Below are 14,763 nucleotides of genomic sequence, written 5' to 3'. Positions count from 1 at the left end.
CGGTTGCCGACAGCGCGATCCAATATCTGGCGCAGGGCCAGACCAAGACCGAGACCTTCACGGTCCATCTGTTTGACGGCACCTCGACGGTCGACAAGATCGTCACCGTCACCATCACCGGCACCAACGACAATGCGGTGATCACGGTTGGCGCCGGCAATAGCGCCAGCGGCGCGGTGACTGAGGACGCCCATCCGACCAGCGAGACGGCGAGCGGCACGCTGTCGTTCAGCGACGTCGACCTTTCCGACACCCACAGCGTCACCAGTGTGACTCCGTCGGCCGGGGCGCTCGGGACGCTGATCGCGTCGGTCACCACCGACGACTCGCACACCACCGGCACCGGCGGGGTGATCACCTGGAACTACTCGGTTGCCGACAGCGCGATCCAATATCTGGCGCAGGGCCAGACCAAGACCGAGACCTTCACGGTCCATCTGTTTGACGGCACCTCGACGGTCGACAAGATCGTCACGGTCACCATCACCGGCACCAATGATGCGCCCGTGATCACCGCCCAGGATCTGACCGGCGCGGTCACCGAGCAGGTCACGCCAGCCGGCAACCTGTCCGACAGCGGCACCATCTCCTTCAGCGACGTCGACCTCACCGACGTGCATCTGGTTTCGGCCACCGGCACCCCGATCGGCTCCGTGCTCGGCTCGCTCACCGCGGTCAAGGACAGCGACACCACCGGCACAGGCACCGGCGGCCAGCTCACCTGGACCTACACCGTGGCGGATTCCGCCGTCGAGTATCTGGCCAAGGACCAGACCAAGGTCGAGAGCTTCACCATCACCCTCGACGACGGCAATGGCGGCCTGATCACCAAGCAGATCGACGTCACGATCACCGGCACCAATGACGCGCCGACGGTTACGGCGGCGCTGACCTCGACGGCGGCCGAAGGTGCGCCGTCCTACGCGCTGGACCTGCTGTCCGGGGCCAGTGACGCGGACCATGGCGAAACAGCGACGCTGAGCGTTGCCGCCGTGAGCTATGCGGTTGACGGCGGAACTGCGTCTTCGACGGCGCCGGCCGGGGTGAGCCTGTCTGGCTCGACGCTGACGGTTGATCCGACGGACGCTGCGTTCAACAGCCTGGCGGTTGGCGAGCACACGACGATCGTCGTGTCCTACAATGTGAAGGACGCGCAGGGTGCGACGGTCGCGCAGACCGAGACGATCACGATCACCGGCACCAATGACGCGCCGGTGATCACCGCCAATGGTGGCTCGCTGTCCTATACTGAGAACCAGGCCGCGACGGCAATCGATGCCCTGTTGACCGTCTCGGACGTCGACAGCACCAATCTGACCGGAGCGACGGTGTCGATCACGACCAACTTCGCCTCAGGCCAGGATGTCCTCAGCTTCACCAACCAGAACGGCATCACGGGCAGCTACAATGCAGCGACCGGCGTGCTGACGCTGACCGGTTCTGCGACTGTGGCGAACTACCAGGCGGCGCTACGTTCGGTGACGTATTCGAACTCAAGCGATAACCCCTCGGGTGCGACCCGCACCATCAGCTATCAGGTGGACGATGGGGCAGGCGCCAATCACGCCAGCAACATCGTGACCTCGACGGTGGCGGTGACGCCGGTCAACGACGCGCCGGTGGCGCAGAATGACGCATATATCCTCGACACTTCAGGCGGAAATATCTTGACGGTTACAACGCCAGGAGTTCTCGCCAACGACTCTGATCCAGACAATGCAATAACTGCGGTCAAAGACACCAACCCGACCCACGGAACCGTGACGCTTAACCTCAATGGCTCATTTACTTACACGCGGACAGACTCCTTCTTAGGCACTGATGCGTTCACCTATCATGATTCAGATGGCTCGCTCTCTTCCAATCCTGTGACCGTCACAATAACGTTGGCCGGTAGCATCAGTGGACACGTGATCAATTTTGGAAACGGTACTGACATTGCCGATTTCGCTAACAATACTTTTGATGGAAATACGCCGGCCCCTTCAGGCAATTGGTCTGTCTTGATGGGCAATGGCGGCGATACTCTGGTGACAGCGTGGAATCACATCAACGGCACGACAACCTACAACGGTGGAAATGGATCAGACGGCGTCACCCTGGTTTTCTCGGCGACACAGCTTGAGCAAATCCTTTCGAATGCAACCTTTGAGAGCGCGCTGCAAAATTACTTGGACGGTAGTCCCACTGGAACCCTCGATCTTTTAGCCTCAAGTTGGCAGGCTAGCGTCACTGCTTTTGAAAGCGCAAATCTCGCTGTCGCTCTTAATGGGGGTGGCGCTGTCACCTACTCCGCAATCAGCCAAAATCTCCCCGACCTTTTGGCGGGGCTTACAGGCAATGCGTCCGATAATACTCTGGTCGGGACCGCCACCGGTGAGACGATGTCCGGCAATGATGGAAATGACATCCTCGTTGGCCTTGGCGGCGATGACACGCTAAACGGCGGAAATGGGTCTGATCTTCTGCTGGCAGGCGCCGGAAACGATACGATCACCGGCGGAGCAAACGCGGATCTACTGTCGGGCGGAGCCGGCAATGATACGTTCCGCTATACGTTGGCATCTGACTCGACAAACAGTGCTTTCGACACGATTATCGATTTCACATCGGGGTCCGATAAGATCGCAGCTACCTCGGGCCTAGCGATCACGTCGGTAGGCAGCTCGTTGGCTGCCGTGAACAGTAGCGTCGCAGCACACACGTTTGCCTGGTTCGTCGACACTGCCAACAACCAAACGATTGTCTACGGTAACGCCACCGCCGGCGCTCTCAATGGTGGCAATGCCAACCTGCTGGAAATCCATCTCGCGGGCATAACGTCACTGACTGCCGCCGACTTTGCGACCGGAGTAGCTCCGGCCGGCATCGCCGGAGAGCAGATCAACCTTGGCCTGACCGATCCGTCGTCGGACCCGAACGACCTTATCACGGTCACAGTCAGCGGTGTTCCGTTAGGTTGGAATTTGAACGCGGGAACGAACAACGGAGACGGTACCTGGACGGTGCAAACAAGTGATGTCCAGTCCCTGGCGGTTACCACGCTCACCGACGTCGCGGGCGCGGTTGTCCTCAACGTCGCCGAGACATGGACAGACGCGGACGGCAACACGGGGACCAAGTTTGTTTTCGACAATGTTGAAGCCTACGCGGCCGGTTTCCCAATCTTCGCTATTTCGGGGGACGACAACCTGACCGCTTCGAGCGGCAACGACTTGATCGTGTTCGCCCGACCGGTTGGCCACGATACGATCTACAATTTCGACGCCGCCTCGGATCAGATCGATCTGATCGGCTATGCCGAGTTCACCGGCTTTGGTGACATCCAGGCGCATATGGCCAATGACGCTGCCGGCAGCGCGGTGATCGCACTCGCTGATGGTCAGTCGATCACGCTAAACGGCGTCGATGCGTCGTCGCTTACCGCAAGCGACTTCGTCTTCGACCAAATCCCGGTCACGGAAAATGCCGGCAACATGGTGATCAGCGACGGCGCCGTCCTGCCGCTGAGCGGCGTGATCCATAACATCGGCTCGATCGCGCTGAACTCGACGGGCGACGAGACCGACCTCCAGCTGATCGAGCATGGCATCACACTCGATGGCGGCGGCCACGTCGATCTGTCGGATAGCGGCCAGAACGTGATCACCGGTACGGCATCCGACGTCACGCTCACCAACGTGGACAATACCATTTCTGGTGCCGGTCAGTTGGGAGCGGGACAGTTGACCGTGGTGAACCAGGGCACAATCGATGCAACTGGAACCAACTCGCTCGTCATCGATACCGGCACAAACGTCGTCACCAACTCCGGAACGCTCGAGGCAACGGGAACCGGTGGACTGGAGGTCCACAGCGACATCATCAACACCGGCCTGTTGTGGGCCAATGGCGGCAACGTCACAATCGACGGCAATGTCAGCGGTAACGGAACGGCTCAGATTAGCGGTTCGGCCACACTCGAATTCGGAGCGGCCTCGTCTGCGAATGTAGCGCTTGATGCCGAAGCGACCGGGACAATCGTGCTCCACGACTCCTTTGACTTTAGCGGGGTCGTGTCCGGATTTAACGGGGATGACCACCTGGATCTGCTCGGTGTGGCATTCGGGGCCGGCGCGACCGCGAGCTATGTCGCAAATCAGGCCGGTACTGGAGGAACCCTGTCGGTGACCGACGGAGTCCATACCGCCAACATTCTCCTGCTCGGCCAGTACGACCCGGCGGGCTTCCAGACAGAGGCAGACAAGAACACGGGAACGCTGATCAGCTACCACGACCATCTGGTCTGATGCGCAGCGCGGAAATGACTCGGGGCGAACGTTGCGGCTCCGACTTTTGACTACGATGTCCAGCGTTCGGCATTAATTTTGAAGAGGGGCGGATTTTCCGCTGATCTGTGTGAGTACTCCGTTCAAAAGACCCGACGAACTCCGACAGTTGCTGCAAGCCTGCAAAGGCTATTTCGCCACGGCTGCGATCTTCAGCTTGGCCATCAACCTGCTGTATTTGGCCGGCCCGCTCTACATGCTGCAGGTCTATGACCGGGTGATCTCGAGCGCCAGCCAGATCACGCTGCTCATGCTCACCATGGCCCTGTTGCTGGGTTATGCAGCACTTGCAGGTCTCGACGCGGTACGCGCGCGGGTACTCACGCGCGCCAGTGTTCGCCTCGACCATCAAATGGCACCGCGCGTGATGACAGCGGTGATCGATCGCACCGCAAGGGGCGGCAGCACGCGCAGCCAATTGCTGCGCGATTTCGACATCTTCCGCCAGTTCATCACCGGCGCAGGAGTTCACGCAGTCTTCGATCTGCCCTGGGCTCCGATCTACATTCTCGTGATTTTCGCGCTTCACCCGTTGCTGGGCGCCTTTGCACTCGCGTGTTGTGTCATTCTGATCCTGTTGGCCTTCCTCAATGAATTGGCAGTCAAGTCTCCGCTGTCGGAGGCCAACGAGGCGGCGAGCCGAAACTACATTTTTACCGAGATGAGCCTGCGCAACACCGAAGTGGTGCGCGCCATGGGCATGACGCCCGGACTGTTACGACGCTGGAGTCGGGACCGTATCCGGATGATCGAGCGCCAGGTCACCGCGAGCGACCGTGCCTCCACGATGCAGAGCCTGATCCGTTTCTCGCGACTGTCCATGCAATCGCTGATATTGGGAGTGGGCGCCTATCTTGTCATCGAGCGTCTCACCACCGCGGGAGCGATGTTTGCGGCCAGCATCCTGCTCGGCCGCGCGCTCCAGCCGATCGAGCAGATCGTGGGGTCCTGGCGCGGCCTTGTCTCAGCTCGCGGCGCCTTCGTGCGGCTGCGCGAGCTGTTAACCGCCCATCCACCGCGTGAAACCGGACTGACTCTGCCGCGTCCTGACGGCCAACTTTCGGTGGACGGCCTATTATTCGCAGCGCCGGGAACGTCAAAGGCCATTTTGCGCGGGGTCGCCTTCCGGATTGAACCGGGAGAAGTGCTGGGCATCATCGGTCCGTCCGGCGCTGGTAAATCGACGCTGGCGCGCCACCTCGTCGGAGTACAGACGCCTTCGGCAGGCGCGGCGCGGCTGGATGGCGCCGACATTTCGAGCTGGATCAGGTCGTCCTTGGGCCAGCACCTGGGCTACCTTCCGCAGGATGTCGAGCTCTTCGCCGACAGCATCGCCACAAACATTTGCCGGTTCGACGACGGCGACGACACTGCGATTATTGCTGCGGCAAAGCTGGCCGGCGTGCACGAAATGATTGTGCGACTGCCGGAGGGCTACGATACCGAGGTCGGGGAGGGCGGTGCCATCCTCTCCGGCGGCTATCGCCAGCGGATTGGCCTTGCTCGGGCGGTCTATGGCGATCCGAGCCTTGTCGTGCTTGACGAGCCGAGTTCGAACCTCGATGCGGATGGCGACGCCGCGCTTGCCCATTGCGTCCTGCAGCTGAAGCAACGTGGAACGACCGTGGTCCTGATCTCGCACCGGCCTGCCACCATTGGCGTTTGCGATAAGATTCTGGTGCTGCGTGAAGGTGTCGCCGAGATGTTCGGCCCGCGGAACGAAATTTTGTCGCGCCTGACGCGACCGGTGCCGGTCTCGTCCGTGCAGGCAGCGGCGAGTTAGGACAAATTGCATGGCCCTGGTGGATGCCGCAAACCGATCGAGAACCCCGATGTCAGCTGCAAGCCTACACAGCGGCCCCAATGACTCGATACGACGAATTGCCCTGGTGGGATGGCTGATCATCGCAGCGTTTTTTGGTGGTCTCGGCACCTGGGCGGTGACGGCGCCACTCAACGGCGCCGTGGTCGCGAATGCGGTGATCAAGGTTGACGGCAACCGCAAGAGCGTCCAGCACCTCGACGGCGGCATCGTCAATGAATTGCATGTCAGGGAAGGCGACAAGGTTCTCGCGGGCGATCTCCTGATCCTACTCGACGAGACCCAGGCTCGCGCCGAATACGACGTCCTGACGCAAGAATTTGCTGTGCTGCGGGCAACCGAAATCCGGTTGCTGACGGAGCTCGAGCATGGCTCCGAGCTCGTGATGCCCCCCGATCTCAAGGCTCGAACCAACGATCCCTATCTCAAGAGCGTCTGGAACGGTCAACTCAGCCAGTTCCAGAGCCGGCGGGCCGCGCTGGAAGGGCAGCGCAGCGTGATCCGAGAAAAGATCAACCAGCTCGGCTCGCAGATCGTGGGCGCCGAGGCTCAAGCCAAATCGTTTACCGACCAGATCAACTCCATTCACAAGGAAGCCACCGATATTGCCCCGCTGGTCGAGCGCGGCTTGATCGCCCGGCCGCGAATTCTGCAGCTGGAGCGCACCGCCTTTGGTCTCGAGGGGCAGATCGCGGATACAACGGCCAACATTGCCAAGGCGCGCCAAGCAATCGCGGAGCAGGAGCAGCAGATCGCGCAGCTCGATAACGATCGAATGACCGACGTCACCAAGGACCTGCGTGACACCCAAGCCAAGCTCCTGGAGGTGATTCCCAAGGCGATGAACGCCAAAGCGGTGTTAGGCCGGATGGAGATCCGCGCGCCGTATACAGGGCGGGTCGTGGGCTTGAGCGTATTTTCGGTGGGCGGCGTCATTCAGCGCGGGGATAAAATCCTTGATATCGTTCCGGACGAGGACTCGCTGACCATTGAGGCACAGGTCGGTGTCGATGACATCAGCGACGTGCATCCGGACACGCGCGCCGAGGTTCACCTCACCGCGTACAAGCAGCGCATCGTACCGATCATTCATGGCGACGTGATTCAGGTCTCGGCCGATCGGTTGACCGATCCGAAGACCAACGCGCCCTATTACACCGCATTCGTGCGGATCGACCGAGATGAGCTCGCCGCGATGCCGAACATTCGGCTTTACCCTGGCATGCCCGCGACAGTGATGATCCCGACCGTGCAACGAACTGCGTTTGAGTACATCGTGGGACCGCTCGCAATGTCGTTCAACCAGTCGTTCCGGCAGAAATGACGCGATCAGGCAAGTGATGGAAGACGCAGTTCGGTAGCGACGCAGATCGGAGCGAGGAGAGACAAATGCCTCATCCCGGAAGCCAGGCTCGCTCAACGACACAAATGGCGGCGGAAGCCAAGGCCGAACGAGTGCAGCGATGTGAAGATATAAGGCCTTCAACGCCATAGATGGCGCCTATCGCACAGGCGATCTCAACGCTTTGCTGGCTGCGCTGGTCATCCAGCTGATTCTCTAAACAGCCCGCATCCTGCCCATCTCGGCGTGACTGAATTCCCGCTCGGGTATGCGATATACTGGAGTCCATTCCATTTCGTCGAGACGCTGCTCGATCTCGGCTGCGATCCGAATTATCCTGACCTGTCCGGCTTTCCCTCACTGATCGCTGCGCTTTCCGCTTTGCGTAACGACCGGCATGACATTGTGCGCCTGTTGCCTGTGCGAGGTGCCGACGTGCAGCAACGCGGATTGAATGACTGGACGCCGCTGCACTACGCCGTGAGCCTTGATGACGGCGACGCAGTCGAGCTTCTGCTTACTCACGGTGCCGATATCGATGCGCCAATGCAAATTGATGATCGCGCCACGCCAGTGCAGCTGGCGGAATCATACGGCTTCAACGCAGCGATCAGGGTCTTCAGAGCAATCCCCTGAAGCGTCTGGCGTTGTCGCCCTCTGTGGCAATCCTCCTTTGCGAGACTTCCTTCAGGCGTGCCGGCCGCGCGCTTTCCTCGCAGACTCTCGTCGCTTGTGGGCAGCTTTGCAAATTGGTGGGCACATAAATTAAATGCCGGAACAATCAGCGTGGCGAATTCTTTTCGCGTGAGATATGCCATTTAGTGTCCGTATTATTCCGGTGATCCTGCGTCACTTCATGGTTAACTCCGCTATCTTGTTGTATTACCAGGCCATTTCTGCGATCGATCCGATGGCGCACTGTTCAAATCGATTAAAAGCGAAATCATATATATATTAAATATTGACGAGGATTTACATTTAATAGAGAGTTTATGAAGTGGCAGGTTGGAAATCGTCCGCAGCCGCTGAATGTGCCAACGGGCATCTGCAAATTCAACTGAGAAGGGATTTCGCTATGTTGAAATATTACATCAAGACCACGGAAGGCTTTAAGCGTCTGCGCGCGGACCAGGACGGCGTGGTGTCGTTCGAATACATCATCGTCGCCGTTTGTATCGTTGGCGCAGTCGGTGCTGTGTTTGGCGGTGGAGCTACTGGTCAGATCGGCGCGGCGCTGACGACCGGGATCACCGCTATCACCACTGCTTTCGCTACGGCCATCGCTGGTTGATACTGCCATTTTGACGCCAGAGGGGGGTAGTCCAAGCTGCCCCCCTCCTGCAAAAGTGCCCCCGCAAGTTTGCCTTCCACGTTTTTTGGGGCGTGCATTTCATGAATTGGATTGCTCCCACAGCCTCTATTCTGGAAATCTCATTGTTGCTCTATGTCGCAACGATCGATGTCGCGACGCGATTGATCCGAAACGAAATTTGTCTGGCGCTGGCGCTCCTCGGGATCGCTAGTCAATTGCCCAACGCGATGCAAGTTGCCGAGTCGCTAATAGCAGCCGCGATCCTCTTTCTGCTGCTGTTTGTCCTGTACACGCGCGGTGGAATTGGCGGCGGTGACGTCAAATTGCTGATTGCTTTGGCGATCGGCTTTCCGCTGACCGGCGTGATTCAGCTACTGACCATTACCGTGTTGGCCGGCGGCGTTCTTGCCCTGGTGCATCTGCTGATGCGCCTCCTGCCATATCCCAGGCTAGCGCCCGTCGGCTCGTCGCTCATGCGCCGCATCTATGCGGTCGAGCGTTGGCGTAATTTGCGACACGCACCGCTGCCTTACGGGGTGGCAATAGCATGCGGTGGTATTTGGACTATTTTGAGCAAAGGATTGTGAGATGTCATCCGCGTTGCGTCTGTCGATCATCATGGTGCTTTTGCTCGCAACCACTGCGTTCGGTCTGATTGCCTACAACATGAACCTGCCGAAGGCGCAGCCTCCGGCCCCGGTACAAGTCACAGAGACAACCCCGGCGCCGGCGGAGCCGACGACTTCCGGGTACTTTGTCGCGGCGCGTCCATTGCCGAAGGGGACTTTGGCCCGCGAAGAAGATTTCACCGTGCGGTCGGTGCCGCCGGAGCGCATTCCGCAGGGCGCTATCCTTGAAACGCCCGAATCCAAGGCCGGACTTCCCGGTTCTCTCATCCGCAAGTTCGTCGAAGCGGGCAGTCCCGTCACATTGCAGGACATCCTGCGCCCCCGGGATCGGGGTTTCCTCGCCAGTGTCCTGGCGCCAGACAGCCGTGCCATTAGCATCAAGGTCGACGAGGAGTCGGGCGTCTCGGGCCTGATCAGGCCGGGTGATCATGTCGACGTGGTGTTGACTCAGGTCTTCGAGAAAGTCGATCTCGTGCGTCGCGCCCTGAGCGAAACCGTTCTGGGCAATGTTCGAGTCATCGCGATTGACCAGGAGATCGTGCAGGGCGCGCGACCTATTAGCGGGATGGCAGGTAAGCAAACACAAACCGTGTCGCTGGAGCTCACGCAGGAGCAGGTCAAAAAGGTGTCTGTCGCAAAGCAGATCGGAACGCTCTCCCTGGCCGTACGCGCGGCTGTCGATCAATGGGATAAGGAGGACACTGGCGCGATGTCCAGCTGCGATGTCTCGCCGGAACTCGCCCGCCAGTATGCAATTGCCGCCCAGAGAACGGCAGTGGTCGTTCATTCGGGCGGTGAGGTCAAGCAATACACAGTCAGGAGACAAGACGAAGACGCTCTCATCAGCTGCGATGGGTCCTCGGAAGTTGTCCGCCAGACTGCAACCGCTATGGGTTACGCTAACAGATTGTCGGAGAAACGTTGATGAACATTGCCATAGCCACTCCGCCTGAAGAAGCGACATCGATCGTCACGCGTAACCGCATCGTCTGTTTCGTAAATGATGAGCTCAGCGCTGAGGCTTTGCGCAGAGGGCTGGAAGGCGCCAACCTCTCGATCAGACGCGGCACGATCCGCAATGCGATACGGATGCTTGAAACCGACACCGACCTGTTGGCGCTGGTGACAGACATCAGCGGCATCGATGATCCCTTTACTGAACTGGAAAGGCTTGCCGGAGTCTGTCCACCCGATGTCCGCGTAGCCCTGATTGGCGAGAACAGGGAAATCACCTTCTACCGTGAGCTTTTGGAGCTGGGCTTGACCGAGTACCTGCCGCGGCCGGTCACGCGCGATATCGTGCTGGACCAGCTGCGCCCGAAGCTGCTTGGCAACGTGACGCACAGTTCGGTTGATCGTGGCGGACATGTGATCTCGATCTGTGGTGCGCAGGGTGGCGCCGGCGCAACGAGTATCGCCATCAATCTCGCGCTGCAGCTGGCCGAGACCACCAAGGCCAAAGTTGCGCTGCTCGACCTTCACCTGCAAGGCGGCGAAACAGCTGTCATGTTGGGTGTTCAGCCCGGGCCAGGCCTGCGTATTGCGCTGGAAAACCCGATGCGTGCGGACACATTATTCCTTGAGCGCGCGGCAATTGAGGTCAACGAGCGAGTTTGCCTGATTTCTGCCGATGAAGAACTGGATGCGCAGCTCGACATCACTGAAGCCGGCGTGAGACACGTACTGGGTCTGCTGCGCCAACGGTTCAATTACATCGTTGTCGATGTCCCAGTGCCGTTTCCGGCATCCATTCACCCGGTGATCGCGCTTTCCCGTCACGTGCTGGTGTTGCTGGAAGCTGAGGTGACCGGACTGCGCAATGCCCATGCAGTGCGCGCTGCGGTGACCAATATCGCTGGCAAGGATCGGGTGTTTACTTTGCTTAACCGTGCCGATCGCCCCGGCGGCCTCCCCCGGGCGGCCGTTGTCAAGGCGTTGGGCGCAGAGCCAGATATGGTGGTGCCGGATCTCGGCAAAGGCATGACCCAAGCGGTCAATCTCGGAATTCCTGCGCTGAAGCACGTTTCAGGACTGCGACGTCACCTCGCCCCCATTGTACGGGAGATCACGGGGCTCGGCGCCGAGCGGAAGGGATGGCTGAGGAGGCTGCTCGGACGATGAAGACCTTCGGTAGGCGCGACGACGATACGCCAGCTCATTTATCGGCATTGACGCCGTTGCCGGCATCGCCGCCGAGCTTGCCTGCAGCTGCGCCCAGGCACGAACCTCCGCCCGAGCGGCCCCTGATGCCAACCTCGCTCCGCGAGCGGGTCATCGAGCAGATTGAGCCATCAGTGGCGGCAACTGTTTCGCGCGATGTCCTTCGGCGGCAGATCGAGCAAATCATCCATGGAATCGCCAACGAAGAACGGCTCGAGCTCTCAGCTCGCGAACAGGTTCAGCTGGCGGACGAGATTGCGGACGACATGACCGGCTACGGACCGCTGCGTCCGCTTCTGCTCGATCAATCGATCAACGATATCATGATCAACGGACCGAGTAACATTTATGTCGAACGAGCCGGCAAGCTGGAACGGGTCGCGGTGCGATTCCGCGACAATGACCACATCGCATCGGTGGCGCAGAAAATCGCCGCGCAAGTTGGGCGACGCGTTGACGAGTCCAGTCCGATGGTGGATTGCCGCCTGCCTGACGGCAGCCGGGTCAACATCATTTTTCCGCCGCTGTCGATCCATGGCCCTTGCATCTCGATCCGAAAATTTCCAAGCCGCCGTTTGGACATCGCCGGGATGATCGAAAACGGCTCGATGACCGCAGCCATCGGACAATTGCTCGAGATTGCCTCCCGGTCTCGGCTCAATGTTCTGGTCTCCGGCGGCACAGGGTCCGGCAAGACGACGCTGCTCAACGCCATGAGCCAATTCATCGATCACAGCGAACGCGTCGTCACCATCGAGGACGCGGCGGAGTTGCAGCTCCAGCAGCCGCACGTGATCAGCCTGGAGACCCGGCCTTCCAGCCTCGAAGGTACGGGGCAGGTGACGCAGCGCGATCTCTTGTGGAATGCGCTGCGCATGCGTCCTGACCGGATCGTCGTGGGTGAGGTGCGTGGCGCTGAGGCATTTGACATGCTGCAAGCAATGAACACCGGCCATGATGGCTCGATCTCCACGGTGCACGCGAATAGTACCCGAGATGCCCTGACCCGCATCGAAAATATGGTGCAGATGGGGCAGGTCAATCTACCGACGCGCGCCATTCGAGCTCAGATCGTCGCTGCGCTGGATCTCATTGTGCAGGTCGAACGCATGCGGGACGGACAGCGTCGGATCGTTCAGATCAGCGAGGTCGTCGGCCTGGAAGGGGACGTGATTACGACCAATGACATCGCAGCCTTCGAGTATCACGAGGAGGATGTGCATGGGCGTATATCGGGCTCCTACAGGTGCAACCTTGCAACCCCGAAATTCAAGAGCCGTCTTGTCTATTACGGGCTGGATGGAGCTTGGGCCGAGGCCATGAGGCAGGTGTGATGCCGGAGTTTGTGATCGTCGCTGTTCTGGCGCTCGCGATGTGCGCAGCAGCCATTTCGTTGTGGATCGACGCTCGGGAAAGACGCATCGATCGCCGGCTGTCGGTTGCCCTGCCGGCCTCACATCCAGCTAATCTGCCATCCATTCGCCGGTTGGAGACCGGGGCCGGGTCCCTGTTTCTCCATCGCCTGGCCAACTACAATTCCGAGATCTCGTACATTTGGCATCCGGCCTATGTGCTGCTTGCCGGTGTCGCCGCAGCAGCAGCAACTCTCTACGCGAATCACCTGCTCGGATATTCCATTCTCTACGGGTGCATTGGCGCTGCAATCGCAGCCATCATCGTGGTGCGAGGCCTGTTTGGATGGCAGCAACGTCGCGTTGCGCTTCAGCTTTTTCGACAGCTGCCTGATGCGATCCAGCTGGTGACCAGTACCGTTCGATCGGGTCTGCCCGTGCACGAAGCATTTCGCGCCCTCGCTCGCGATATGCCGCAACCAACGGCTGGCCAGTTTGCCATCGTATGCAGCGAGGTGAATCTGGGGAGACCTCCAGAGCAAGCCGTCGAAGCTGTTTATCAGCGAACGCAAGTGGCGGAATATGCAATGTTTGCGGTTACACTTGCAGTCCAGTTGAAGTCAGGTGGCAGCTTGGCCGAAACCTTACAGAACCTGGGAGACACGGTGAGGCAGCGTGTTGCGCTGGCTGGTCGCGCCAAGGCGCTCGCAGGAGAGGTGATCTTTTCATCGCGAGCGCTGACGATATCGCCGCTAGTTGGAGGCGGAGTATTATACGCGTCCAATCCGCAAACCGTTGATCTGTTGTTCACTGATCCGGTTGGAAACAAGCTGCTGGCTTACGCAGTGGGCTCGGTGCTTCTTGGGGCTCTGGTGATAAGCTGGATGGTCAGAAGGGAAACCGAGCTGTGACTGTTGGCCTAGGTCTGGTAGCCCTCGCACTAGCAGCTGGCAGTGCGACCTGCGTGTTGATCATCCAGGAATTACACCTTCGTGCATTGGACACGCGGGTATCGAACGCCGTGCTGGGTATCCCTTACCGGTCCGCCCCGTTCCAGGACGTGACCGGTTGGTTTTCATGGCTCGGCATGCGGTATCGCCGCTTCTACGCTGAGGAAAATCTGGATCAACTAAGCGCCATCCTTCAATCATCAGGTTTCAATCATCGGCGAGCGTTGCCGACCTGGATCGGCGTCAAAGCCGTCAGCATGTTCCTTTGCCCAATCATCGCCGCGGGTGTCGCCCTGCTTCTCGGCAAGGGACTGATGGATGTGCTGGTCTTTACACTCATGGGCGTGATGATCGGGATTTTGGGGCCGCGATTGATACTGACCGTGATGAAGCGGCGGTTCGATGCTGCCATTCGGGTCGGCACGCCGGATATGATCGATTTGCTGGTCGTGTGCAGCGAAGCGGGAATGGGTCTGGAGAGCGGGCTCGCACGGGTAACGCAGGAAATGAGCCAGACCAATCCCTCTGTCGCGCGGGTCTTGCAAGGTCTTATTGACGATCTCCGGATATTGCCAAGTCGCAGCGAGGCGTTCGAGAAATTAGGTGCTACGTCGGATGGGCTTCGCCGCTTCGGCACCATGGTCGCCCAAAGCCTGCAGTACGGAACGCCGGTGGGCCAAGCTCTGCGGAGTATCGCTGTCGACCTCCGGCGAGAACGCATTACCAAGCTTGAAGAACGAGCCCACAAGTTGGGCGCCAAGCTGACCATTCCGATGGTGTTGTTCCTGCTCCCCGCCATGTTCGTCATTTTGGGAGGAAGTCCAATTCTGCACCTGGTGCGTTCGTTCGCCAGCTTCGGTAAATAGCC

General features: G+C 59.6%; 11 protein-coding genes. All 11 read left to right on the top strand.

Features of this window, described 5'->3' with window-relative positions; all coding sequences use genetic code 11:
• Positions 1-4,289, top strand: a 4,289-nt coding sequence (locus BRA1253DRAFT_RS07505) for a VCBS domain-containing protein (RefSeq protein ID WP_007592704.1), incomplete at its 5' end; no start/stop codon positions are given.
• A 148-nt stretch (positions 4,290-4,437) separates the two neighbouring features.
• Positions 4,438-6,111: a type I secretion system permease/ATPase gene (locus tag BRA1253DRAFT_RS07500; protein ID WP_157158555.1), complete on the top strand. Its 1,674-nt coding sequence runs from the start codon at positions 4,438-4,440 to the stop codon at positions 6,109-6,111.
• A 10-nt stretch (positions 6,112-6,121) separates the two neighbouring features.
• Positions 6,122-7,474 (top strand): HlyD family type I secretion periplasmic adaptor subunit, encoded by a 1,353-nt coding sequence (locus tag BRA1253DRAFT_RS07495; protein WP_007592702.1) that lies wholly within the window; start codon positions 6,122-6,124, stop codon positions 7,472-7,474.
• Positions 7,475-7,738: 264 nt separating this feature from the next.
• Entirely contained in the window at positions 7,739-8,128 is a 390-nt protein-coding gene (locus tag BRA1253DRAFT_RS07490; RefSeq protein WP_007592701.1) for an ankyrin repeat domain-containing protein, read from the top strand.
• Positions 8,129-8,567: 439 nt separating this feature from the next.
• Positions 8,568-8,783, top strand: a complete 216-nt coding sequence (locus BRA1253DRAFT_RS07485; RefSeq protein ID WP_007592700.1) for a hypothetical protein — start codon at positions 8,568-8,570, stop codon at positions 8,781-8,783.
• A 101-nt stretch (positions 8,784-8,884) separates the two neighbouring features.
• On the top strand, positions 8,885-9,391 hold the full coding sequence (locus BRA1253DRAFT_RS07480; RefSeq protein ID WP_007592699.1) for a prepilin peptidase: 507 nt from the start codon (positions 8,885-8,887) through the stop codon (positions 9,389-9,391).
• A gap of 1 nt (position 9,392) precedes the next feature.
• The gene (cpaB, locus tag BRA1253DRAFT_RS07475) at positions 9,393-10,358 is read left to right on the top strand and encodes a Flp pilus assembly protein CpaB (protein ID WP_007592697.1); all 966 of its coding nucleotides are present in this window, start codon (positions 9,393-9,395) and stop codon (positions 10,356-10,358) included.
• Entirely contained in the window at positions 10,358-11,554 is a 1,197-nt protein-coding gene (locus tag BRA1253DRAFT_RS07470) for an AAA family ATPase (protein ID WP_007592696.1), read from the top strand. Before cpaB ends, BRA1253DRAFT_RS07470 begins: the two co-directional genes overlap by 1 nt.
• Positions 11,551-12,927: a CpaF family protein gene (locus tag BRA1253DRAFT_RS07465; RefSeq protein ID WP_007592694.1), complete on the top strand. Its 1,377-nt coding sequence runs from the start codon at positions 11,551-11,553 to the stop codon at positions 12,925-12,927. The genes BRA1253DRAFT_RS07470 and BRA1253DRAFT_RS07465 overlap by 4 nt, the downstream gene beginning before the upstream one ends.
• Entirely contained in the window at positions 12,924-13,856 is a 933-nt protein-coding gene (locus BRA1253DRAFT_RS07460) for a type II secretion system F family protein (RefSeq protein ID WP_198288231.1), read from the top strand. Before BRA1253DRAFT_RS07465 ends, BRA1253DRAFT_RS07460 begins: the two co-directional genes overlap by 4 nt.
• A complete protein-coding gene (locus BRA1253DRAFT_RS07455) occupies positions 13,853-14,761 on the top strand; it encodes a type II secretion system F family protein (RefSeq protein WP_007592691.1) in 909 nt (302 codons plus the stop codon). Before BRA1253DRAFT_RS07460 ends, BRA1253DRAFT_RS07455 begins: the two co-directional genes overlap by 4 nt.
• Positions 14,762-14,763: the final 2 nt, after the last annotated feature.

Source organism: Bradyrhizobium sp. WSM1253 (genome assembly GCF_000244935.1).
Taxonomy (GTDB): domain Bacteria; phylum Pseudomonadota; class Alphaproteobacteria; order Rhizobiales; family Xanthobacteraceae; genus Bradyrhizobium; species Bradyrhizobium canariense.
This window is presented reverse-complemented; position numbering and strand designations above follow the sequence as displayed.